The 19,532-nt window shown below is 50.1% G+C and carries 25 protein-coding genes and 1 other RNA gene; 6 read left to right on the top strand and 20 right to left on the bottom strand.

Annotation, left to right across the window (positions count from 1 at the left end; translation table 11 throughout):
* Window position 1: 1 nt before the first annotated feature.
* The 20 genes from ACO0LF_RS12330 to ACO0LF_RS12235 form a co-directional block, all read right to left on the bottom strand.
* Window positions 2–355 (bottom strand): putative holin, encoded by a 354-nt coding sequence (locus ACO0LF_RS12330; RefSeq protein WP_423014370.1) that lies wholly within the window; start codon window positions 353–355, stop codon window positions 2–4.
* 153 nt (window positions 356–508) lie between these two features.
* The gene (locus tag ACO0LF_RS12325; RefSeq protein WP_423014369.1) at window positions 509–1,159 is read right to left on the bottom strand and encodes a hypothetical protein; all 651 of its coding nucleotides are present in this window, start codon (window positions 1,157–1,159) and stop codon (window positions 509–511) included.
* Window positions 1,160–1,173: 14 nt separating this feature from the next.
* Window positions 1,174–1,593 carry a Mor transcription activator family protein gene (locus ACO0LF_RS12320; protein ID WP_423014368.1) on the bottom strand — a complete coding sequence of 140 codons (420 nt, stop codon included), beginning with the start codon at window positions 1,591–1,593 and terminating at the stop codon, window positions 1,174–1,176.
* The gene (locus ACO0LF_RS12315; protein WP_423014367.1) at window positions 1,590–2,012 is read right to left on the bottom strand and encodes a gp16 family protein; all 423 of its coding nucleotides are present in this window, start codon (window positions 2,010–2,012) and stop codon (window positions 1,590–1,592) included. Before ACO0LF_RS12315 ends, ACO0LF_RS12320 begins: the two co-directional genes overlap by 4 nt.
* Window positions 2,009–2,428 (bottom strand): hypothetical protein, encoded by a 420-nt coding sequence (locus ACO0LF_RS12310; RefSeq protein ID WP_423014366.1) that lies wholly within the window; start codon window positions 2,426–2,428, stop codon window positions 2,009–2,011. Before ACO0LF_RS12310 ends, ACO0LF_RS12315 begins: the two co-directional genes overlap by 4 nt.
* 10 nt (window positions 2,429–2,438) lie before the next feature.
* Window positions 2,439–2,507, bottom strand: an RNA gene (locus ACO0LF_RS12305) — hammerhead ribozyme type II.
* A 142-nt stretch (window positions 2,508–2,649) separates the two neighbouring features.
* On the bottom strand, window positions 2,650–2,913 hold the full coding sequence (locus ACO0LF_RS12300) for a hypothetical protein (RefSeq protein WP_423014365.1): 264 nt from the start codon (window positions 2,911–2,913) through the stop codon (window positions 2,650–2,652).
* Window positions 2,910–3,521: a DUF3164 family protein gene (locus ACO0LF_RS12295; RefSeq protein WP_423014364.1), complete on the bottom strand. Its 612-nt coding sequence runs from the start codon at window positions 3,519–3,521 to the stop codon at window positions 2,910–2,912. Before ACO0LF_RS12295 ends, ACO0LF_RS12300 begins: the two co-directional genes overlap by 4 nt.
* A 16-nt stretch (window positions 3,522–3,537) precedes the next feature.
* Window positions 3,538–4,314 (bottom strand): DUF3310 domain-containing protein, encoded by a 777-nt coding sequence (locus tag ACO0LF_RS12290; RefSeq protein ID WP_423014363.1) that lies wholly within the window; start codon window positions 4,312–4,314, stop codon window positions 3,538–3,540.
* A 15-nt stretch (window positions 4,315–4,329) separates the two neighbouring features.
* Window positions 4,330–4,590: a hypothetical protein gene (locus ACO0LF_RS12285; protein ID WP_423014362.1), complete on the bottom strand. Its 261-nt coding sequence runs from the start codon at window positions 4,588–4,590 to the stop codon at window positions 4,330–4,332.
* Window positions 4,587–4,775 (bottom strand): hypothetical protein, encoded by a 189-nt coding sequence (locus tag ACO0LF_RS12280; RefSeq protein ID WP_423014361.1) that lies wholly within the window; start codon window positions 4,773–4,775, stop codon window positions 4,587–4,589. The genes ACO0LF_RS12285 and ACO0LF_RS12280 overlap by 4 nt, the downstream gene beginning before the upstream one ends.
* Window positions 4,776–4,985: a hypothetical protein gene (locus tag ACO0LF_RS12275; protein WP_423014360.1), complete on the bottom strand. Its 210-nt coding sequence runs from the start codon at window positions 4,983–4,985 to the stop codon at window positions 4,776–4,778.
* Window positions 4,982–5,338, bottom strand: a complete 357-nt coding sequence (locus ACO0LF_RS12270) for a VVA0879 family protein (protein ID WP_423014359.1) — start codon at window positions 5,336–5,338, stop codon at window positions 4,982–4,984. Before ACO0LF_RS12270 ends, ACO0LF_RS12275 begins: the two co-directional genes overlap by 4 nt.
* Entirely contained in the window at window positions 5,335–5,844 is a 510-nt protein-coding gene (locus tag ACO0LF_RS12265) for a MarR family transcriptional regulator (protein ID WP_423014358.1), read from the bottom strand. Before ACO0LF_RS12265 ends, ACO0LF_RS12270 begins: the two co-directional genes overlap by 4 nt.
* Window positions 5,831–6,469 carry a hypothetical protein gene (locus ACO0LF_RS12260; RefSeq protein WP_423014357.1) on the bottom strand — a complete coding sequence of 213 codons (639 nt, stop codon included), beginning with the start codon at window positions 6,467–6,469 and terminating at the stop codon, window positions 5,831–5,833. The genes ACO0LF_RS12265 and ACO0LF_RS12260 overlap by 14 nt, the downstream gene beginning before the upstream one ends.
* Before the next feature lie 2 nt (window positions 6,470–6,471).
* Entirely contained in the window at window positions 6,472–7,233 is a 762-nt protein-coding gene (locus ACO0LF_RS12255) for an AAA family ATPase (RefSeq protein WP_423014356.1), read from the bottom strand.
* Window positions 7,234–7,252: 19 nt separating this feature from the next.
* On the bottom strand, window positions 7,253–9,415 hold the full coding sequence (locus ACO0LF_RS12250; protein ID WP_423014355.1) for a Mu transposase C-terminal domain-containing protein: 2,163 nt from the start codon (window positions 9,413–9,415) through the stop codon (window positions 7,253–7,255).
* Window positions 9,412–9,630 (bottom strand): hypothetical protein, encoded by a 219-nt coding sequence (locus ACO0LF_RS12245; protein WP_423014354.1) that lies wholly within the window; start codon window positions 9,628–9,630, stop codon window positions 9,412–9,414. The genes ACO0LF_RS12250 and ACO0LF_RS12245 overlap by 4 nt, the downstream gene beginning before the upstream one ends.
* A 9-nt stretch (window positions 9,631–9,639) precedes the next feature.
* Window positions 9,640–10,128: a hypothetical protein gene (locus ACO0LF_RS12240; RefSeq protein ID WP_423014353.1), complete on the bottom strand. Its 489-nt coding sequence runs from the start codon at window positions 10,126–10,128 to the stop codon at window positions 9,640–9,642.
* A 60-nt stretch (window positions 10,129–10,188) separates the two neighbouring features.
* Window positions 10,189–10,491, bottom strand: a complete 303-nt coding sequence (locus ACO0LF_RS12235; RefSeq protein WP_423014352.1) for a helix-turn-helix domain-containing protein — start codon at window positions 10,489–10,491, stop codon at window positions 10,189–10,191.
* Window positions 10,492–10,695: 204 nt separating this feature from the next.
* Here ACO0LF_RS12235 and ACO0LF_RS12230 point away from each other — a divergent pair, with 204 nt between their 5' ends.
* From ACO0LF_RS12230 to ACO0LF_RS12205, 6 genes are all read left to right on the top strand, one after another.
* Window positions 10,696–11,133 carry a hypothetical protein gene (locus tag ACO0LF_RS12230; RefSeq protein ID WP_423014351.1) on the top strand — a complete coding sequence of 146 codons (438 nt, stop codon included), beginning with the start codon at window positions 10,696–10,698 and terminating at the stop codon, window positions 11,131–11,133.
* A 1,082-nt stretch (window positions 11,134–12,215) separates the two neighbouring features.
* Window positions 12,216–13,043: an ABC transporter permease gene (locus ACO0LF_RS12225; protein WP_423014350.1), complete on the top strand. Its 828-nt coding sequence runs from the start codon at window positions 12,216–12,218 to the stop codon at window positions 13,041–13,043.
* Window positions 13,033–14,373 carry an ABC transporter ATP-binding protein gene (locus tag ACO0LF_RS12220; protein ID WP_423014349.1) on the top strand — a complete coding sequence of 447 codons (1,341 nt, stop codon included), beginning with the start codon at window positions 13,033–13,035 and terminating at the stop codon, window positions 14,371–14,373. The genes ACO0LF_RS12225 and ACO0LF_RS12220 overlap by 11 nt, the downstream gene beginning before the upstream one ends.
* A 63-nt stretch (window positions 14,374–14,436) precedes the next feature.
* Complete coding sequence (locus ACO0LF_RS12215; RefSeq protein WP_423014348.1) at window positions 14,437–17,100, top strand: methyltransferase; 2,664 nt, start codon at window positions 14,437–14,439, stop codon at window positions 17,098–17,100.
* A 54-nt stretch (window positions 17,101–17,154) separates the two neighbouring features.
* The gene (gene wecB, locus ACO0LF_RS12210; RefSeq protein WP_423014347.1) at window positions 17,155–18,321 is read left to right on the top strand and encodes a non-hydrolyzing UDP-N-acetylglucosamine 2-epimerase; all 1,167 of its coding nucleotides are present in this window, start codon (window positions 17,155–17,157) and stop codon (window positions 18,319–18,321) included.
* Window positions 18,318–19,532 (top strand): glycosyl transferase, encoded by a 1,215-nt coding sequence (locus tag ACO0LF_RS12205; protein WP_423014346.1) that lies wholly within the window; start codon window positions 18,318–18,320, stop codon window positions 19,530–19,532. Before wecB ends, ACO0LF_RS12205 begins: the two co-directional genes overlap by 4 nt.

Below are 19,532 nucleotides of genomic sequence, written 5' to 3'. Positions count from 1 at the left end.
TTTAGGCTCCCAGGCCCACGGCGACCATGGCAGCGGCAACAATAATGGCGCGGCGTATCATTGATACTGCGGCCAGAATGTCATTCTGCAGGGAACATTCCAGCTCAAACTGAAGCGGAGAATCTTCCACTTCTGCCGTGTTTTCGATGTCTTCCAGGTCACGCGCCAAGAATGCATCAGGGCGGGCGTATGGGAACAAGCTGCGATCCAGCCAGTAGCCGACCACAGCGGCGATGGCAATCAGATTCAGTTTATAAAGGCTTACGGGAAATTGGTTTGGGTAGAATGCACCGATTACCAGTGACAGCAGCACTGCGGCCACCAGCCATTCTGTCATGCGGGGAAGTGTTTTCAAGGTATTCTCCTATCAAGGTTGATGTAAATTGATACATCACCAAGGATAGATAGACCTTGCTTTTGAAACTATTTGAAGGGGTTCAGTACAAACAAAAAGCCGCTATTCTAAGTCAGCGGCTCTAATACTAATTCAAGCTAAGTCAAACCAAGACTAATAAACATTGACTGACGTTATTCTCTTCGTTTTCACTTTGACCAAATTTGGAATGTTACTTGGTACTCCAAGTTCCATTTGTAATCTCGCTATCCTAACACGGCCACTGTCAACAAGCGGAACAGAACAATAGAATAAGTCGCCACCTGTTAGTACTTGTGTTGAACAATTCTTGATAGTGTCTTCTACGTCTATTTTCAACATGTCCTTCAACAGCACATAATAGGAGCTTGAACTGCATTTGGTTTCTAAACAAGTCTTCAAAGCGTCTTTGTTTGCTTTTTGTTGCAGTTCAAATTTTTCTGCTTTGGCTATATCTGCTTTTTCCTGTTCGGCACGCATTTTGGGCAGATTCTCATTGTAAATTTTCGCGTTGATTTCAGCTTTTAGCTTTTGAGACTCCTGCTTTTCTTTAAGGTTGTCGTATTCAGCCTTAAGACTACGTGCATATTCTGCATTCTCCCTCTTGACGTTCTCGTAACCATCGTCCTGTCTCTGCTGATCTCTTTTTTCAGTCTGGATTTTTTCACCAGCACCTACGCATGGAAATTCTTGAAAAACAACCTTGCCATTCACTGAACACTTAAAAGCGTCGGCGTATACGGACGTCATTGTAAAAAGACACATCAGAAATATCAGGTTTTTCATTTCAGCCTCACTGTTCAAAATAAACTTTCTTGCACATATCGGCTTATCTGATTGACTTGGCTCATATCTGTATTCTTTAGGATTTCCCAGATGCGGCGATCAGAAAGCCCGTATTCCCGCATTAATTCACGGACTGCTGTTCCGCCATTATACTTCTTGACGATATTTTTGTTGCGTTCTTGTCTATATTGGTTTGCAAGGTTTGGTATATAAAGACGTTCGCCACCGAAGTGACGGCAGAGGCGATGCGCGTTGCTCATGCCTACGACCTCCGCCAATGCAGCGAACGTTTGCGCACCCAGGCCCGTTTCTGACTTCGGAAAGTCAAAGCTGCCTCCACCAAAGTTTTTGGTATCCATCATTCTGATGGCGGCACTTTCCCCGATCATACTGATGAGGAGCTTAACAATGGATTCTGGGTCGCGCTGGGTCATGACGTGGCTCTCCCGTTTCTTTCTGCGTCTTTCACAAGCGCTGCTATGATCTTACCGAGGTCGGCTACTGAGCAGAATTCAATCCGTTCATACCCAAGGTTCTCGACCATTGGCGTTACATACGCCCAGGGCCGCTTCGCCTCGGCAAGCAGGGCTTCTATCTTCTGCATCCTCGGCATACGGTCAGCCCCGACCTTTGGCAACTGATGCTTCGTCTTAGTTTTGAAGCCCAGGCGTTTAAACTCGTCCAGGAGCGTTTTTCTCTGCTGCCAGGTCAGGTCTTTGGATGACACCTTGCCAGTCACTCGACTTAAGAGTGCGCGGTACGCGTCGTCGTCCATGGCCAATTGAACCTTGGCGATGTGTATCTGCGCCAGCTCGGCCTTACGTAACTGGTCAGCGTTTCGTTGCACAGTCATGGCGCATACCCAATGTTGATCACTTCCAGGCTGTGATTGTTTTTCTCAAAGTGACGACGCATAGCCGGGACGCTGCTCCACAGCGGGGAATAGAAGTAAAACTTTCTATTGATTTGTTCCAATTCAGCTTTGGGGCAACGTTTGCCACCATGCATCTTCACCATGACTGCACGTTCTTTAGGCTTGAACATGAACTTTGATACAGTTCGGCAAAAGCGTTTCGCCTCTTCAGTGCCGTCAAAAGCCCATTTCCATTCAAACTTGTAATCTAAATAGACCATGACCGCATAGGTTCTCGCTTTTTGAGGTTCAACGCGTAAGTTAATGTTGTATCCGTCTATTTTCAAATCCACACTTCCCCAGGTCAACGAAAGTTGTCCTTCAATTTCTTTCCACTGTTCCTTTGTGATCGGCATCTTGTTTTCCCCTTGGCTGCTCATCAGTACCAGGTAACCACACCTGGCAGACAAGGCGGTGAACTGCCTTGTTTCGCTCACTCGACAATTAAAGCGAATGACCCTTAACGCGGGTCATTCGGGGCATTCACCTCTCGGAAGGTTACCGGGCATGCCCTGTAGCTGTTACCGTATTGCTTTCCTGATTTGCGCCACCTGCTACCTGGGCGCTCGCTATACTGTTAATTGGTGCTGGCTGTCTCTCGCTTGCTGCGCCAGATAAACACCTGTTTCCTGGCCTCATGAAAGGCGATCAGTGCTTTGTTCTCAAACTTAAACACGGTTGTCAGCCGGGCCAGTTCCTCCAGTCCGTCAATCAGTGGCTGGCATGGTGGTTTCCGACCAGCGTCTGCTGGGTATTCCTTATAAGTGACCGACGATGACGTGCCATCGTCAGCGGTGTATTTGATGGTCACTGTGGCCGTAACGATTTTGGGATCAGTCATAAGGCCGCCATATCCAGTGGTATAGGGTCGTACTGATCTGTGTCACCCCGGCGCTCATAGAAACGGATGTACTGCTTGCTACCCACGACCTGGACCGATTCACCTATGGCGGTCATGGCATTGATCCAGCGCTCATCTTTGATATCAAGGCGGCGTAATGCCAGGATGCGGCCATGATTGAGGTTGCCTTCTTTATCGGTTTTGAAAGCATCCTGAACAAGTACCTGGATTTCAGGGCTTGAGCCTTGGCTCCATTCCTTGATGCATTCATCAATGAGAGCTTTAGCTGCCTGAAGGCGTTCGTCAAACTGAATGTTCTCTGACACGGCAAACTGTATTTTGTATCTGCCATCGAACGAAAACATCGTGACATTGCCCTTTTTACCGCCGAGCTTTGCCTTGTACTCTTCGGCGCTCAAGGTAACGAAGGCGGCAATGTCACCGAAAGCCGATTTCTTAAATTCGCTCAAAGCAGCGTTAAGAGCTACCGCCTTTGCCATCATTTCCTTCACCAGGCCGTCTCTGGCCTTGTCAATTGGCTTGACCTTGGATGGCGGCCACAAGCGGCCCTGAGCGTCTTCCATGAAGTCTGTTGTATTGGTTGTCATGTTGTTCTGTTCCTTGTTACCGGGTTACGGGTGTTTCTGACTGGGCCAGCCAGTTTGCGTACCTGGCGCACTTCTGGTAGTCCTGCAGGCCGTCTTTGAGTTCTGCGCGGATGACGTACTTGATAACGTTGCCTTTAAAGTAGCCCCTCAGTTCTTCTGGCGTCAGCTTGGCCCGTAAGATGTCGATAAATTCGATGCCTCCGGCGGTGTAGTGCTGTGGCGTGTTGACCGGGTCATGCTCCTGTTTGGTCAGCAGTACAGCCTTTTGCGCTGTGGTGTCAGGTGCAGCCAAGTCGTCTGCCTCTGACGCCAGGCAATACCATTTCCCGCGCTTCAATACCGTGCCGTCATTGATTAGCCTGGACAGATACTGGGCAGGCGAATACTTGTTTGGCTCCAGACCCATGGCCGTGCATAGGTCTTCAGCTGTGACTTGCTTTTTGCCTTCAAGGAAAGCCAGTGCCTTATCAATTCTGGTGGGTTCTTTGGCTTGAGCAGGTTTCGCTGCCACGTTCTCGACTGGTTTAACGGTGGTTTGCTCCTGGTCTTTCACCTTTTCACCTTGCACTGCAGGCACCCAGCCCAGGATTGAAGGGTTGACCTTGTAAGCATCGGCTTCCAGTTTGTTCGGTGCTATGACCTTGGAAGCCAGCAGATTGCCCTGGCGCGTTGCCGTAACCAGGATGTTTTCGACGATATCCAGATCGATGTCCAGTTTGTCGCTGATCTGGACGGCTCGCAGCCCTGGCTGCTGCCTGACCAGATTAATGATGTCTTGCTCGTATTTGCTCATGATGTACCTTTCGATTTAGTGAATCTGGTTCTCAGCTTTTTGAACAACTTTGACGCGTTCTGCTACGAAGGCATCCATCGTTGATGTGAGGCCAATGGCATCGCAGGTCACATGTGCATGGGTAAGACGGCCCAGCCAGGCTGCCAAGTCCGTGATGGTTTGTTCAAACGCATTGCGCTCTTTCAGTGCCTGATGCAATGCTGCCTCCAGCTCGTCATAGCTGGGCTTTTTCCTGGCTTCGAATTTCTCAAAAACTACCTGCAGTGCTGATTTCATTCTTCTTCTCCTAATGTGATTTCAACTGTGGGAACAGCTTTGCCCGCTGGTTTGGTTTTAACGGGGCGAACCACTTCCTTGATTTGCTCGGTCTTTCTGCTGCCCCATTCGCTGCGCTGGACAATCAATACCTGGGCATTTGCTGGACAGCGACGCAGCTTTTGCATCAGTTCCAGGACGATCATTTAACGCCCCTCCAAAATTTTCAGACGTAGCGCGAGGTCGTTACGTTGCAACATCGTTTTGAGCCTGTTCTTCTCCGCAAATGCGCGCTGGCCTTGTAGTTGCTGGTCGTACCAGTCAAGGTCGCGACTCAATTTTTTGTAACGGCGATCCAGGCGATTGATCTGGAATGCGACAATCGCGTGCTTAACGCTCCTGATAAAGTTGCTCATGCTGGCTCCTTGTCAGATTCTTTGTGGTTTGGCTCGGCTGGGGCGAAGTCAAAAACGGAATGTGTAACGCCGTCAGATTCCACGCTGACGGTGGACAAATTGAACAGTCCGCCTAGTGTGTAATTGCATGGCCCACCAGTCTTATCTCCCATCCCTTTCGTGCTACCTGTGTAGCGGCCTATGCATGAGAAAGCTGCAGCGCTCTCAGGTGCTTTGGCGTCGTCCCAATCTTTAACAGACGCGACATAGCCACATGCCGGGCATACGAACCGCCAGTGGGCGGACTTGGTGCCGAAGCGCTTGATTGCTTCAGCTCTCCATTCTTCATGGGTATAGTGCTTGACTTCCTTCATGCTGCCTCCTGCGCTGTTTGTTCGTTGATTTGGGGGCCACCCACTATTGGGAGTGGCAGCGTTACCTTGTCGATGATTCCAGCCTGCTGGACAGGTTCTGACTCAATCCTGATCACCTTGCGCCGCTTGGGCTTGGGCACCGCCGACGTGTCTGCAGCTTTCAGCGGCGGTGGTTTATTTGCACAGTATTGACATGCCTGCCAGTGCATCGTCTGCCTAGGGTTATGCGTAGGGGCAGGCCCCAACGCATTGCTACGGCAGTCAGCGATTCCGATTACTTTGAGTGTGTGCGGACATGTCAACTGCTCATAGGCGCGGCGGAACTGCAGCTCTATACCGCTCGTACTGGCCTTGCCTTTGCCATACTCACCAATGCCATTCATTACAGCAGACAGGGTCGAGCGATTTACCTGCATCTTTCTGGCAACGACTGTTTTGTTTGACGCATCAACTTCTGTTTGTAACGCCTTGAACCAGTCGGCGTTCATGTATTCACATTGCTTCATCTTGGGCTCCTATGTCCTCGACCCATACCACCTTGTTCCAGTTGGGGTCATAGACGGTTTTTGTTCGTTGGATCATCGGTGCGCGTGGCCCGCTTTCCATATTGCGCTTGAGGCGATAACGCGCTGGCTGGGGTTTCTTTCCGAGGACGGCGTCCTTGACGCATTCCAGATATCCGGCTGCGGCTAGGGCATGCACGTAATTCCTGGCGGTCTCTTCCACGACAGCCTGGCTGGCGGTACTGGCAAACGAAGCAAGTTCCCTGAAATTGAAACTCTGCCCTTTAAGTACCCGGCGCAATGTTCCCCACATGGCCTCATTAACACTGCCTTGCGTGACAACTTCACCTTTCTTAGTCAGCCTGGGTGCTTCCACCCCGTTATCCCTGGTGAGAGCGTAGATGTTGCGCCTGCAAACTCTGCCCGCTGGTTCAGTGTCAATGACTGCGATAAAACCCGCTTTTAAGAGGACTTTGACGTAGTCTTTGACAATGCTGTCAGGTACTGTGCCGAACTCGGCCAGCTGTGCCTGGGTGAACCGTTCCGGCTGTTTGCGTATCTGCTCCCATACCCTTTGGCGTGGCGTCTTACCACCGCGCATTTCTTGCGTTGCTGGTAGTCTGGCCATCGTTAAATTTTCCTTTTTGGATGGGTGGCAGAAGGCAACGCAATCTTCTGCAGCGCGGCCAGGTTGATGAGTTCCTTGCCAGTCACCAGGCAGTCTTCATGAATGACGTTCAGGCACTTCACGACAGATGACACCGAACCTTTGGCAAAAGTGGTGAGCGCACTTAACGCCTCTTCTGCAAAATCAACACTCGGGCAGTAAATTGGTGCAAGCTTGGCGGTATCCTGTACAGTCACATCCTGTGCCTCAGCCCAGGCTGCAATACGGCGGTAAAGCTGCTTAAACGCTGGCTTGCCCAATTCACTCGGCAGTTTTTCTTCGCCGACCAACAAGATTGGAGACTGTGTGCAATCAAATATGGCGCGTGTGATCTGTGCCAGCACTGGGCGCTCAATGGCTCTGTTAAATTCATCCAGGATAAGGATTCGACCAGAAACGGCTAGCTGGTTGTTAACCATGTCGAACAAGTCAGGGACGCTGCAGCTTTTATCCCAGTCCACCTTCATCTCATCCAGAATTTTTTGCAGGAAGGTCTTCTTTGTCCAAACGGGCTGCAACTGGACAAAGTAAGCGCGGGTTTCCAGTGCAAGTACGTTGCTGGAAAATGTCTTGCCCCAACCTGAGGGGCCGAACAGGCAGCCAATGCCATCCATTCCTTGACGGCGATTTTTTAACTGATCCAGGGTAGTGGCCACCAGGTCAAAGGTGGCGATTGATGCCACGCCGCCTTTAGGACGATTGTTTATTTGCTTGTCTTTTGTCATAATCCTTGTGCTTTCGTAGTTAGTTGTTCATAAACAGCATGGTTGCCGCCGTGCTGTTTTCTTCCTGGCCTGACTCATCCAGGTAACGCTGGTAAAACGTTCTGTACTCTGATGACATCGGGTATGTCTGATGCCACCGAGCCAGTGCTGCATCACTGATTTCGCCTCCTTCCTGCAGTTGTTTGTCTAGCCTGTTCCATTTGGCCAGGCGGTCTTGCCGTGTTTCGGGCATTTCAAATACATTGCTTTGCTCGACTGATTTAACGGGCCTTGGGACTTCTTCCCGTTGAGGTGCTGCAGACATCAGTACCTGCTCTGATTCGCGCTCTGTGGCCCATTTGCTGCGCAATGCATCGAGGTCTGAGGTGATCTGTATGCCCTGGATAACTTCTAATTCCAATGGAGCGGAACCGCTACGCTCTGCGCGGACTTCCTCCAGCTTGTTTTCCAGACGTTTCTCGCGGCCTGCGGCCCGCTTGTCCCGCGACCGTTCAACAAATGATTGAGGCATGTAATCGCGCTTGTTGCCATCCAGTTCGGCTGTGCAGATCAGGCGGCCATCGTGGTGGTACACCCATACCAGGTGTGGGTCGTGCAAGTCATAGCCGACACAAACCTCTGATTCGTTAAATTCTTCGAGGGCAGAGTTAAAGTACCTGTTGGTGAATAGCTCAATTTCACAGCGACGGACAGACCTAACTATCTGCGGCCTGAACAATGGCCGTGCTTCATCTTCGCTGATACGGTGCGGCGCAAATCCTTCCGCTTCAGCGGTTGCCCAGGCTTCGTCTGGACTCATGTGACGGCGGCGGCCTGTCGCGGGGTCATTGATCTTGGGTAATGACCTGTGCGGACGAGCGTTGTACTCGGCGACCTTATCCTTGGCAAATTCAAGGAACAGGGGCCATGACATCAGCGGCATCGTGGTGGGCTGCGCCGCCTTTTTCATGATTGCTTGGCGCGACAATTTAAAGACTTGCAGCTTTGCCTGGCGATCCATGTCTTTGCCAATGTATCCCGGCACTTCCTTGGCAGCGTTGACCCAAATGGTCTGATGAACTCGTTCAATCACGCCACGTGCCTGGCTGTTGTATGGCAAGCTGTTGACCATTTCAGTACCCATCCTGGCCATTAGCCCGGTGGCAGTGTCCGTCATCATCTGATTGACGTAGCCTGAGCCATTGTCCACATACAGAATGGCCGGGATACCGCCTGTTAAGGCAGCTACGCGCAGCGCATCCAGCACGGCCAGCGCACTTTCAGCCAGGTCAACAGACCAGCCTATCAGGCGACGTGTGCCTACATCGACGACTGACGTAATCTCTGGCCTGAAGGGGCGGCCATGCATTGGGTGCTGCACCTCCGCATCAAAAGTGTGACCGTCGGCGCTGTATATATCCGATGGCAGCAGCTTGCTAAAGTCACGACGAACGAATTTTTTGATTGTTTTCAATTCACGGTCACCCATGCGCCCGATCTGCCTGGATACATTGCCGACCTTGTCCAGGAATCGACGCACCTGATGGATGCTTGGCAGTTCGCCCTGGTACACCTTGGAAAATTGGCGGTATGCATGTTCTACCGTTGGTTTTTCTGGTTTTTGGTAGGCACCCATGAAAGCCTCGGCCCAGGCAGGGACGTTCATATTTTTTTCACGCTTTTTGGGGACGAGTGCGCCACCCTTTTGGTACGCTACAAAGCGGGTCAAGCTCCGTTCTGATGGCAAACCATCGGCGCTTGAACGTCCCCGGCCATCCCTGGCCAACTTGAGCATAGCGACCAGCTGCGGGCTGGCATCACCCTTTTGCGCCATGCTGATCAGGTGCTTAGCTGCGCGTTTTAACGGGTAGCCAGTGCGCTGGATGATGGCATTTAACGCATCTAGAACACCTTTGCGGGCGTCAGCCGTTAAACTTTGGGCCTCTGTGTGCGCGATAGAAGGTTGAGTCAGTGGCACATGTGCCACAACATTTTTAGTCGCTTGCTCTCGTATTGCTTCAACAACTTCTACAGGGGGAGAGTATTCGCGACGCAAACCGCCACGACCCGACACCTCAGCATATTTCCAGTTCTGACGTTCTGCAAACAACTGTATGCCACGCGTTGTACTAGGAAGGCCGGGCAATTGCATCGCTGCCAGCTCGGCGGCATTGTAATGCGGCTTGATTGCGGCCTGAATCATGCGGAAACACCTATTGCGTAGGTTTTCTTAACAGAATTGAGATGTTTTTTGGTCAGGTCGCGGGCTTCGCAGTCCGTTGCTGCTTGCAACAAAGCGTTGGCGAAGGCGCGTACTGCGTCGGGACTCATTTCAACGTGAGGGCCTGGCATTTCGTCGATGACAACCAGAGGCTTGTTAAAGCGGGTCTCGGTCAAGGTGACTTGTAAAGTTTTCATGTTGTGCTTTCAGTCGCAAGTGTTAAACAGTTCAAGTTCTGGCTCCGCAGCCTTGGTAACGTTGCTGCGCTGGTAGGCTAGTTGACCCAGCGTGGTAGTCAACGCGGCCAAGGTTTGGTCTATAGCTTCGCCGCTTTGATAAAAGCGGGATAGCAGGGCCATGGCTTCGGAGAAACAGGCTTGAACTTCGACCAGGTCGGTAACCTTGGCCGTTTTTCCGGCGGCAATGGCTACGACAACTTTGTCGCCATGCGCAAGGCAAAGGTAATCACTCACAAAGGTTGTGCCGCAGAAGGCTTCAAACTGGCGTATGCGGTTCAGTGGCATGGAGGTTTCACCCAGCCAGCGATATAGGGTCTTGACCTCAACACCCATGAGGTCGGCCAGAACTTTGATGGGTCGGCGCTGTTCTGAACCGGCATATTCCACGCACAAGTCCATCGCCTCGCTCAGGCTTGTAGCTCTAACTGATTTCCAGCGTCTTTTTCGCAACGACATTTTCACAACTCCGCGAAACGTAAAGATGGTGTTAAGTCCGATGACGGCCTATGATTCACTTCAAGCAACTGCACACTGCAAAGTGCGAAGTGAAGTGGCAGGAAGTGTTAAAACTGGCGTAAAATTCCGCCTCTCGTAACGCTGAGGCCAGATTTGTTCTGGGGCGACACCGATGGCGGCAGCTATGATGTTTTCTGCTTTTGGGTAAGGACGGTCTAAGGCAGAGTTGATAGTTCTTTCTGCCAGGCCGCTTTGCACTGACAGTTTGCGCAGTGACCAGCCTTTTTTATGAAGCGCGGCGACGATATCCGCACGATGCCAATCGGCTTGGGCGGATTTTTTTGGGGCGTTTAATGCATCCATTGTTTTCCTCTATGGGTTGGGTCAATGGATGCATGTTAAGTGTGAAAAAGTGCGAAGTCAAGTGATTCGCGGTATTTCGCAGTTAATTTTTTATTCAAAAATTAGTCATTGAATTAACTAATTGATTTTTAAGTGTATTTTCTCAATAACCCTCTGCGAGACATTTTTCGCAGTTACAACAAATTAAGTGCGATTAAGTGCGAAATGGAAAAGTTATATACTGCAGCTGAAATTGTTGAAATGCATCTGCCTGGGCTTCCAGCGACGAAGAGGGCAATCCAGTTGCGTGCTGATAAGGAGCACTGGCACTATGAAACTAGAGTTGGATTAGGGGGTATTAGAAAGGTTTATGAAGTACCGGAGGCATACTTACCCAACTATGTTCCATTAGTTGATAGACCAATGCCTGATAACGCTAAAACAAGTGCTGAGCGGGTGGCTGAGTCTGCTGGCAAAGCAGGTATGAAGATTGACACTGAGCGCCTGGCCAAGGCGCTTCAAGTGCTGGACAGCTATCTAGATGAGAAAGGGATTGCCATCACAGCCAGCAGGAAAAGTGAGATAGCGGTCGTCCTATACAATTACCTTGAGACACATGGAACCCAGGAAGAAGTGGCGCAATTGCTTAAACTTGTCGCATAAAGGCGTTAAACTGTAACAACATTGGCAGTCGTGTAACTAAATGTAGTTTTACTATTACAATGTGACATCAATATTTCGATGGCGCATGTAGTTAGTGGCAAAAGAGGAGGATAAGGATTTACTTGCTTATTTGGAAAGTGAACTGAAAAACACTGAGCCAGTAGTTTCCTGTCCGCATTGTAAAACTACAATCCAAATCTCCCGCCCCGCAGCAAACGATCCTGTTTATTACAAACCTTTCCATTCCTGGTACAGAAGCTTGCTGAATGGTGACAAATATCGTGCAAAAAGTAACCATTTTCCCTCATTATTTACCAGGCTGGGAAAGTGCGAATTTTGGCACCTAATCGGGCTAATAGCCACGCTGGCATTAGGTTTTGCTATGTTTAGCTGTTCGACGGCATAGGGACAAAACTATCACTCCCCCACATTTACGGCAAAAAGTTTGCCATCGAGCTGTAAGCTTGGAGCTGCCTCCCAAGAGGATAACTTTTCCTCTACGATCCTTTTGATATTTGCGCTCTATACCCAAGTGAGTGTCATTGCATTGCGTCCAGATCTGATTGATATTTGATTGAGGTCTGGAAAATAATTCATTGCATTTTCTCTGCAATGATCTTCATGATTGATGCGCGTCACGCCATTATGGCCTCAGGGAAATGTAAAATTTCAACTTGAAATGAAAACACAATTCCTACGTAGAACTACCTAAGTCATATTTTTGTTTGTACAAATAACATACAATTGCGCGACATTTGGTAGAAATTCTTTTTTACACCTCTTCGTATAATCGCCAAAAGACAAAGTGTGCATGTTGCTGGAGCTGGTTGATGTCCTGCAGATGAGCACTCAATACGAGCGAATCAACGTGTTTTTTCTTTACAGTGGCCTTGATGTAATTGCCTTGTCAAGATCAAGGTACATCATTTTGTACTGAGAAAAAATTAAAAAAATTGAACTTAGCAGGATGCTTTGCATCCAAATTCTCCCTTGGAGAATCCGAATGTCGCCTGAGTGCTGCAATTATGCAGTTTTCTTGTTGCCGCAAATATGGCGCAAAATTTTTGAATCGAAATTTTTTAATGAATCCTCACGCAGTACCGTCTATTACACCGTATAGCTTGCTTGTGTCACTGAAGCAGCATCGCCGACTCATACTGAGTCTGATCCAAAGAGAAGTGCTGGTCCGTTACCAGGGCTCTTTGCTGGGCTTGCTATGGTCGTTTTTTAATCCTGTGCTGATGCTGGCAGTGTATACCTTTGTTTTTAGCGTGGTGTTCAAGGCGCGTTGGGCAGGTGGTTCTGATTCCAAGACCGAGTTTGCCCTGGTCTTATTTGCCGGCCTGATGGTGTTTGGCCTGTTTTCAGAATGCGTCAATCGTGCGCCGTCGCTGGTTGTCAGCAATGTCAACTACGTCAAGAAAGTTATTTTCCCTCTGGAGATTTTGCCTGTCGTTGCGATGGGGGCCGCCTGTTTTCATTTGCTGATCAGCCTGGTGGTATGGCTGATTTTTTATTCCATATTTTTCGGCGTGCCACCGGCGACTATTTTTTATTTGCCAGCCATCTTGTTGCCGCTGGTGTTCATAAGCCTGGGCTTGAGCTGGTTACTGGCTTCGCTTGGCGTATTTATTCGCGATATTCACCAGGTGGTTGGTGTTGCCATCTCGGTGCTGACATTTTTGTCGCCGGTGTTCTATCCCATCGTCGCCTTGCCTGAAGATTTTCGTGCGGTAGTGCAGGTCAGCCCTTTGACTCAGGTGATAGAGCAGAGTCGTGATGCCATGATCTGGGGTAAGCATCTGGATTGGCAAAACTGGCTGATTTATTTCCTGTTGTCTGGTCTGGTTGCCTGGCTGGGATTCGCATGGTTCCAAAAAACACGCAAAGGGTTTGCTGATGTCCTCTAAATTTGCCATCAAGGTAGAGCAACTGAGCAAGTGCTACCACCTTTACGACAAGCCGCAGGACAGGCTCAAGCAAATGCTATTGTCCCGTGCCAAAACTTATTATCGTGAATTCTGGGCACTGCGTGATGTGTCTTTCGAGATTGCGCCAGGTGAAACGGTAGGCATCATAGGCCGCAATGGCAGTGGTAAATCCAGTCTCTTGCAAATGATCTGCGGCACCTTGTCGCCGACTTCGGGTCTGGTGACCACACATGGCCGGGTTGCGGCTTTGCTGGAGCTGGGGGCCGGTTTCAATACCGAATTTACCGGGCGTGAAAATGTCTTGCTGAATGCGGCTATCCTGGGCTTCCCGCAAGAGCAGATGCTGGGTCGCATGGATGAAATACTGGCGTTTTCCGAATTGGGTGATTTTCTTGATCAGCCAGTCAAGACCTATTCCAGCGGCATGTATGCGCGCCTGGCTTTTTCAATTGCCATTCACGTAGACCCGGAAATCCTGATTGTCGATGAAGCCCTGGCGGTGGGTGATGCGCGCTTTGTTGCCAAGTGCATGCGCCGTATCAAGGATATACAAAAGACCGGTGCCAGTATTTTGTTTGTCAGCCATGACGTCAGTTCTGTGCGCACCTTGTGCGACCGCGCCATCTGGCTGGACAAGGGGCGCATGCTGGAGCAGGGCGATGTTTTCCCTGTGACCGGGCGGTATATGGAAATGATGTTCCAGGATGATGATGCTGCCGTTGAAGATGAAAGAGTGCAGCCGATAGCCAGTGTCTCCATGTCTGGTGGAGATTTGCCGGGCATCAGCGAGAACATGAATAACACCGAAGACGTTGCCCTGGACAGTCGCCCCACGACACACTGGGGTTCGCACAAGGGCTTGATATTGTCAGCATCTGTGCTGGATACAAACGGCGTTCGCAGGGATGTGCATGAGTGGGGTAGTGAGCTGGATGTGAAAATCAGCTTGCGTATACCAGCAAACATATCGCGCGAGCATTTAAGCATTGCCGTCTCCATCAAAGATTTAAAAGGCAGTGATCTCATCGTCTCGACCACGCATGACTTTGAAGCCAAGCGCCTGCCTGATGCCGAGACTTTTGAAGTCAGCTTCAAACTGACTAATCCCCTGGTGACTGGCAAATATTTGCTGGTCGCAGCGGTAGAAAACCGTTTGCATCGGGATATTCATTATTACGAATACATAGAAGGTGCACATTACTTCTCTTCACTGGCAGATCAGCGTTTCTTTGGTTTATTCCAGCCGCCGATTGCTCAGGAGCTCGTAGTGTCCACAGTGAACGCAAGACTGCAGGTATTGGCAGCTTAGCAGTTGGTGACCTGGAAATAATCAAGATTAGTAGCAGTACACATGAGTGATAGATAGTAAAACATGCAAACAGAAATAAATTCCCGTGCGTATTGGGATACGCGATTTGAAAATGACTGGCTCGCTTGCAGGGGGGACAAACAGTCGCGTTTTTTCGCCAAGGTCGCGATTCAACATCTGCCTAATTGGTTGCTGGATCAAGCGCGCCAGCAAACTTTGAGTCTGGCAGATTGGGGTTGTGCGCAAGGTGATGGTACCGATGTCTGGGCTAGTTATATGCCAGCAGAGCAAATCACTGGTGTGGATTTTTCTGCTGCTGCGATTCAGCAAGCCAGTGCGCGTTACCCGGCTTTGCGTTTTGAGAATAGCAACTGGCTGGAATCGTCTGCTGGCGAGCAAAATTTATTTGATCTGGTGTTTTCTTCTAATACGCTGGAGCATTTTCATCAACCGTATCAAGTGCTGCATACCCTGAGCCAACGCGCCAGGAAGGCCGTCATTCTGGCCTTGCCTTATCGCGAGATGGAACGTGAGAGCGAACATTTCTACTCTTTCCTTCCCGAAAATATCCCGCTGCAACTGGAGAACGGCTTCACCCTGGTTTGGGCCAAAGTGCAGGATTGCCGCCTATTGGAAAATAGCCTGTGGCAGGGTGATCAAATCATCTTGATGTATGCCGATACTGCATGGCTTAAAAAGTTGGGCTTGCGTCTGAGTCAGACGCATATATTGCAAGTCGATACGCATTCTGAGTTGAATCAACTGGAAGGACAGCTTAGCGACAATCAATTGCTATTGCAGCAGGCACAGCAAGCACAAGAAGAGCAGCTACTGGTAAACACGCATCAACAGCAAATGCTGACGCAGCATGAGCAATTCCGTCAGCAACAACAGCAAGAAATTGCCAGCCTGATGCTGGCAAGCGACAAAATTCGACAGGATGTGGATGCACGGGATCAGGAAATTGCGACCCTCAATGAAGGCTTGCAAGATTATGAGCGCAAATTGCAAGAGCAACATGACGAATTTCAAATTCAGTTGGCGCAAGAATCTGCATTGCACGCAGTAGCCCTGCAGGCAGTACAAGCAGAAATCGTGGCCAAGGATGCGAATTTTGAGCAATTGGAAAAAAATCTCCAGCAATCAACAAAAAATTCCCAACAATTGACGCTGAATCTTCAGCAATTGAAACAAGAGCATCAGCAATTGTCGGACAGCCTGCAACAAAAAGAACAAGACTATACCAAGTTGTTACAACAACTTGATGTGCGCGACGCGCAAATGGCCAGGCTGAATCTGGATGTGCATAGCAAGGAAGAAGCCATCAAGTCCCTGAAACAGTCTTATTCCTGGATATTGACGCGGCCTTTACGTTTTACCAAACAGTTTGTGCAAAGCCCGGGGCGTGCCTCTTATGACATGGCCAAATTTGTATTCTGGCGCTTGCCTGCAAAAATGCGCTGGGCCTTGCATGGCCCGAGACATGATTTTGTCCGTTGGGTACGTACTGCACCAGCAACGGCTGGTGCCAGCCCTCTGACATTTAATGTTAGCCCGTCTTTAGCGGTATTGCCGCCTGCTGGTAATGCTGTGGCATTGAAGGCGACCAACAAGGACTTAAGCTGGCCCGAATTCCAGCAGCAAGTGCTGTCACGCCGCGCTGACTACAAAGGGATCTTCGTACAGGAACTGGTCATAGACTGGAATGTACCGCTGTATCAACGCCCGCAACATATCGCTGCTGCCTTTGGCCGCCTGGGCTATCTGGTGATTTATCGCACGGATAACTGGGCGGGTGACGATGTGCAGGGATGCCGCGAAGTGGTCAAGAACGTCTGGATCACCAATCGCCATGAAGTCAATCAATTGCAGGATGTGACGCGCTCATTGTATTCGACTGCCTATGCGAATACGCCGGAGTTGCTGCTCGAAAATGGCAAACGCGGGACGCTGGTTTATGAATATATAGATCATATCGATCCGCAAATCAGTGGCGATGAAGAAAACGTGCGTCGCTTGCTGGCCCTGAAAGATTTTGCTTTCAATGGCGGTGCTGATTATGTCGTGGCTTCCGCCAAAAAACTGGAAGCAGAAGCGATTGCTGCCGTTGGTGCAGACAAGGTCATCCTGGCGCAAAACGGGGTAGACACCATGCACTACCGCCACCCCAAGCATTTGAGCACACCTTTGCCGCAAAACTTGCAAAACTTCCGCAGCAAGTACAGCAAAGTGGTGGGTTATTTTGGCGCGCTGGCTCCCTGGCTCTGGTATGAAGCCGTGGCAGACCTGGTGACCAGTCGCCCTGATCTGGGCTTTGTATTCATCGGCCCAGATTATTACGGCGGTTCTGAGAAGCTGCTCAAGGCCGACAATCTTTTGTATATGGGCACGGTGGATTATCAAATCTTGCCAGCCTATGCACGTCAGTTTGATGTTTGCTTTATTCCATTTGCGCCTGGTGAGATTGCCCGTACAACATCACCACTCAAATTGTTTGAATATTTTGCCCTGGAAAAACCTGTGGTTGTTACCAGGGATATGGAAGAGTGCGTCGCTTTTGAAGAAGTATTTTCCGGCAATAGCGTGGAAGCACTGAGCGAGGCGCTGGATGCAGCCTTCGCAGTCAAAGACGACCCGGCATTTACCCAGCGGCTGGCGCAATTGGCCGATGCCAATGACTGGGATTGTCGTGCCAGGGCCATGGAGAAAGCCTTTGAAAAGGCTTGATAGACATTGAATACCATTTTCAGACGTTTCTGAATCAGAAAGAAAAATATCATCATGAAAAAAATACTATGTGTAGTTGGTACGCGTCCTGAAGCCATCAAAATGGCGCCTGTGATATTGGCCTTGCAACAACAACCCTGGGCGCAAGTACGTGTTTTGGCGACCGCCCAGCATCGTCAGATGCTGGATCAGGTATTGGCTTTCTTTGATATCGAAGCCGACATAGATTTGAACATGATGCGTCCTAACCAATCACTGACTACGCTGACAGGCCGCATGTTGCTCGACCTTGATGAAGTCTTGTTGGCAGAAAAGCCGGATGTGGTCCTGGTACAGGGTGATACGACAACAGTAATGACAGTCTCACTGGCCTGCTTTTACCACAGAATAGCCATAGGCCATGTAGAAGCTGGTTTGCGTACCTGGGACAGGGATAATCCATTTCCTGAAGAAATCAATCGCGTACTGACTGGTCGCCTGGCGCACTGGCATTTCGCACCTACCGAGAGTTCACGTCAAAATCTCTTGAAAGAGGGTGTGTCTGACGCCGACATTATCGTCACAGGCAATACTGTGATTGATGCCTTGTTGATGACGGCAGAACGTGAGCTGGATCTGGGTATAGAGTTGGATGCCAGCAAACGCCTGGTATTGGTCACTTCTCACAGACGTGAAAATTTTGGTGAGCCTTTTGCCCATATTTGCCGCGCCATCCTGAAACTGGCGACGGATAATCCAGACGTGCAATTCCTCTATCCCGTGCATCCAAATCCTAACGTCAAGGAAGTTGCCCATACTACGCTGGGCAAGTGTGCCAATATCCACTTGTGTGAACCGCTGGACTATGCGCCCTTCGTAGCCGCGATGAAGCGTGCTTACCTCATCATCAGTGATTCTGGTGGCGTGCAGGAAGAAGCACCTGCATTGGCGAAACCTGTACTGGTCTTGCGCGAAGAAACCGAGCGCCCTGAAGCGGTGGAGCAGGGGGTAGTGAAACTGGTCGGCGCCAATTTTGAGAATATCGTCGCTGAGGCACAAATCCTGCTCGATGATGAAGCAGCTTACCGTGCCATGGCCAGAGGGGTGTCTCCTTATGGTGATGGCCTGGCTGCAGGGCGTATCGTGCAAGTGTTGCAGCAGCATTTTTCTGCTCAGATAGCGCCTCAGCTTCAGCCTGTTGAGGCTGGCCTTGATGCCGGACTTGAAACCGAGCCTGCATGATGCGCCTCGTCTATTTCTCACCTGTGCCCTGGCACAGCTTTGCGCAAAGACCACATCAGTTTGTACAGTGGTTTCACCAGCAATTCAAAGCCAGAGTGTTGTGGGTAGACCCTTATCCTACGCGCTTGCCAGGCATGTCCGACGTGCGACGTGTCTTTGCCACCAAAATGGCACAAGAATCTGCACCTTGCACAACGGTAAAAGTGCAGGAAAATCCGCTTAAAGCAGACTGGTTGAAACTGGCGCAAGTCACAGCGCTGCCTATAGAACCGCTGCCAGCCTCGGGGTACCTGCACCAATGGTTTTGGCGCAATACCATGGCAGAAATAGATGCATTTGCCGCAGGTGGCAGGACGCAGTTTGTGGTGGGTAAGCCTTCCAAACTGGCGCTGCAAGCCATGGCACGCCACCCGGCTTTATCTTCTTTGTATGATGCCATGGACGATTTTCCGGCTTTCTATGAAGGGATTTCCAGCAAGGCCATGGAAATGACCGAGCGCCAACTGGCTGAGCGGGTCAATAAAATTGTGGTTTCTTCCAGTGCAGTGTCGCGCTTTTCTGCGCATGCTGACAAACTCAGTCTGATTTTGAACGCTTGCGACAGTGATAATTTGCCGCCAGCTTTACCAAAATCAGCGCAAGCACCTGTGTATGGCTACGTAGGCACGATAGGACACTGGTTTGATTGGGAAGCCCTGGTGAATTTGGCATCCTCGCTCGCTATCAATGATCCTGCGGCTAGAGTGCGTTTGATAGGGCCGGTGTTTACACCACCACCCTGTGACTTGCCAGGCAATGTGGAAATCCTGCCCGCCTGCAGTCATGCTGAAGCGATGCAGGCCATGCAAAAATTTTCTGTAGGCTTGATCCCGTTCAAGCGCAAGCTGTTGACAGCCTCGGTTGACCCTATCAAATACTATGAGTACCGGTCTTTGGGTATCCCGGTGTTATCTTCCAATTTTGGGGAAATGTCGTTGCGGGCAGAAGAAGATGGTGTGTTCTTGTATGACGGACACAGTGATTTCTCCAGTCTGCTCAAGACTTGCCTGCTACATCGCAGCAGTGCAGAAAGTTTGAGCAGATTCAGGGCTGATAATTCCTGGCATGCCCGGTTTGCTGGCTTGATTCCCTTGTTTGATACTGGTGTTGATCAACGCGGCCAACGCAGGCCTGCCGCCAAGCTTGAGAATTTTTCCTGGCAGAGCGCTTGA

It is taken from the genome of Undibacterium sp. Di27W, assembly GCF_049340345.1.
Lineage (GTDB): Bacteria > Pseudomonadota > Gammaproteobacteria > Burkholderiales > Burkholderiaceae_D > Undibacterium.
Note: the sequence above shows the minus strand (reverse complement) of the source record. Positions and strands in the feature narration are given on the sequence as shown.

What these genes read in the sequence shown, in the direction of transcription:
- ACO0LF_RS12325 (WP_423014369.1), bottom strand. Translation starts at nt 1,159, where the DNA reads ATGAAAAACCTGATATTTCTGATGTGTCTTTTTACAATGACGTCCGTA.
- ACO0LF_RS12320 (WP_423014368.1), bottom strand. Translation starts at nt 1,593, where the DNA reads ATGACCCAGCGCGACCCAGAATCCATTGTTAAGCTCCTCATCAGTATG.
- ACO0LF_RS12315 (WP_423014367.1), bottom strand. Translation starts at nt 2,012, where the DNA reads ATGACTGTGCAACGAAACGCTGACCAGTTACGTAAGGCCGAGCTGGCG.
- ACO0LF_RS12310 (WP_423014366.1), bottom strand. Translation starts at nt 2,428, where the DNA reads ATGCCGATCACAAAGGAACAGTGGAAAGAAATTGAAGGACAACTTTCG.
- ACO0LF_RS12300 (WP_423014365.1), bottom strand. Translation starts at nt 2,913, where the DNA reads ATGACTGATCCCAAAATCGTTACGGCCACAGTGACCATCAAATACACC.
- ACO0LF_RS12295 (WP_423014364.1), bottom strand. Translation starts at nt 3,521, where the DNA reads ATGACAACCAATACAACAGACTTCATGGAAGACGCTCAGGGCCGCTTG.
- ACO0LF_RS12290 (WP_423014363.1), bottom strand. Translation starts at nt 4,314, where the DNA reads ATGAGCAAATACGAGCAAGACATCATTAATCTGGTCAGGCAGCAGCCA.
- ACO0LF_RS12285 (WP_423014362.1), bottom strand. Translation starts at nt 4,590, where the DNA reads ATGAAATCAGCACTGCAGGTAGTTTTTGAGAAATTCGAAGCCAGGAAA.
- ACO0LF_RS12280 (WP_423014361.1), bottom strand. Translation starts at nt 4,775, where the DNA reads ATGATCGTCCTGGAACTGATGCAAAAGCTGCGTCGCTGTCCAGCAAAT.
- ACO0LF_RS12275 (WP_423014360.1), bottom strand. Translation starts at nt 4,985, where the DNA reads ATGAGCAACTTTATCAGGAGCGTTAAGCACGCGATTGTCGCATTCCAG.
- ACO0LF_RS12270 (WP_423014359.1), bottom strand. Translation starts at nt 5,338, where the DNA reads ATGAAGGAAGTCAAGCACTATACCCATGAAGAATGGAGAGCTGAAGCA.
- ACO0LF_RS12265 (WP_423014358.1), bottom strand. Translation starts at nt 5,844, where the DNA reads ATGAAGCAATGTGAATACATGAACGCCGACTGGTTCAAGGCGTTACAA.
- ACO0LF_RS12260 (WP_423014357.1), bottom strand. Translation starts at nt 6,469, where the DNA reads ATGGCCAGACTACCAGCAACGCAAGAAATGCGCGGTGGTAAGACGCCA.
- ACO0LF_RS12255 (WP_423014356.1), bottom strand. Translation starts at nt 7,233, where the DNA reads ATGACAAAAGACAAGCAAATAAACAATCGTCCTAAAGGCGGCGTGGCA.
- ACO0LF_RS12250 (WP_423014355.1), bottom strand. Translation starts at nt 9,415, where the DNA reads ATGATTCAGGCCGCAATCAAGCCGCATTACAATGCCGCCGAGCTGGCA.
- ACO0LF_RS12245 (WP_423014354.1), bottom strand. Translation starts at nt 9,630, where the DNA reads ATGAAAACTTTACAAGTCACCTTGACCGAGACCCGCTTTAACAAGCCT.
- ACO0LF_RS12240 (WP_423014353.1), bottom strand. Translation starts at nt 10,128, where the DNA reads ATGTCGTTGCGAAAAAGACGCTGGAAATCAGTTAGAGCTACAAGCCTG.
- ACO0LF_RS12235 (WP_423014352.1), bottom strand. Translation starts at nt 10,491, where the DNA reads ATGGATGCATTAAACGCCCCAAAAAAATCCGCCCAAGCCGATTGGCAT.
- ACO0LF_RS12230 (WP_423014351.1), top strand. Translation starts at nt 10,696, where the DNA reads ATGGAAAAGTTATATACTGCAGCTGAAATTGTTGAAATGCATCTGCCT.
- ACO0LF_RS12225 (WP_423014350.1), top strand. Translation starts at nt 12,216, where the DNA reads ATGAATCCTCACGCAGTACCGTCTATTACACCGTATAGCTTGCTTGTG.
- ACO0LF_RS12220 (WP_423014349.1), top strand. Translation starts at nt 13,033, where the DNA reads ATGTCCTCTAAATTTGCCATCAAGGTAGAGCAACTGAGCAAGTGCTAC.
- ACO0LF_RS12215 (WP_423014348.1), top strand. Translation starts at nt 14,437, where the DNA reads ATGCAAACAGAAATAAATTCCCGTGCGTATTGGGATACGCGATTTGAA.
- wecB (WP_423014347.1), top strand. Translation starts at nt 17,155, where the DNA reads ATGAAAAAAATACTATGTGTAGTTGGTACGCGTCCTGAAGCCATCAAA.
- ACO0LF_RS12205 (WP_423014346.1), top strand. Translation starts at nt 18,318, where the DNA reads ATGATGCGCCTCGTCTATTTCTCACCTGTGCCCTGGCACAGCTTTGCG.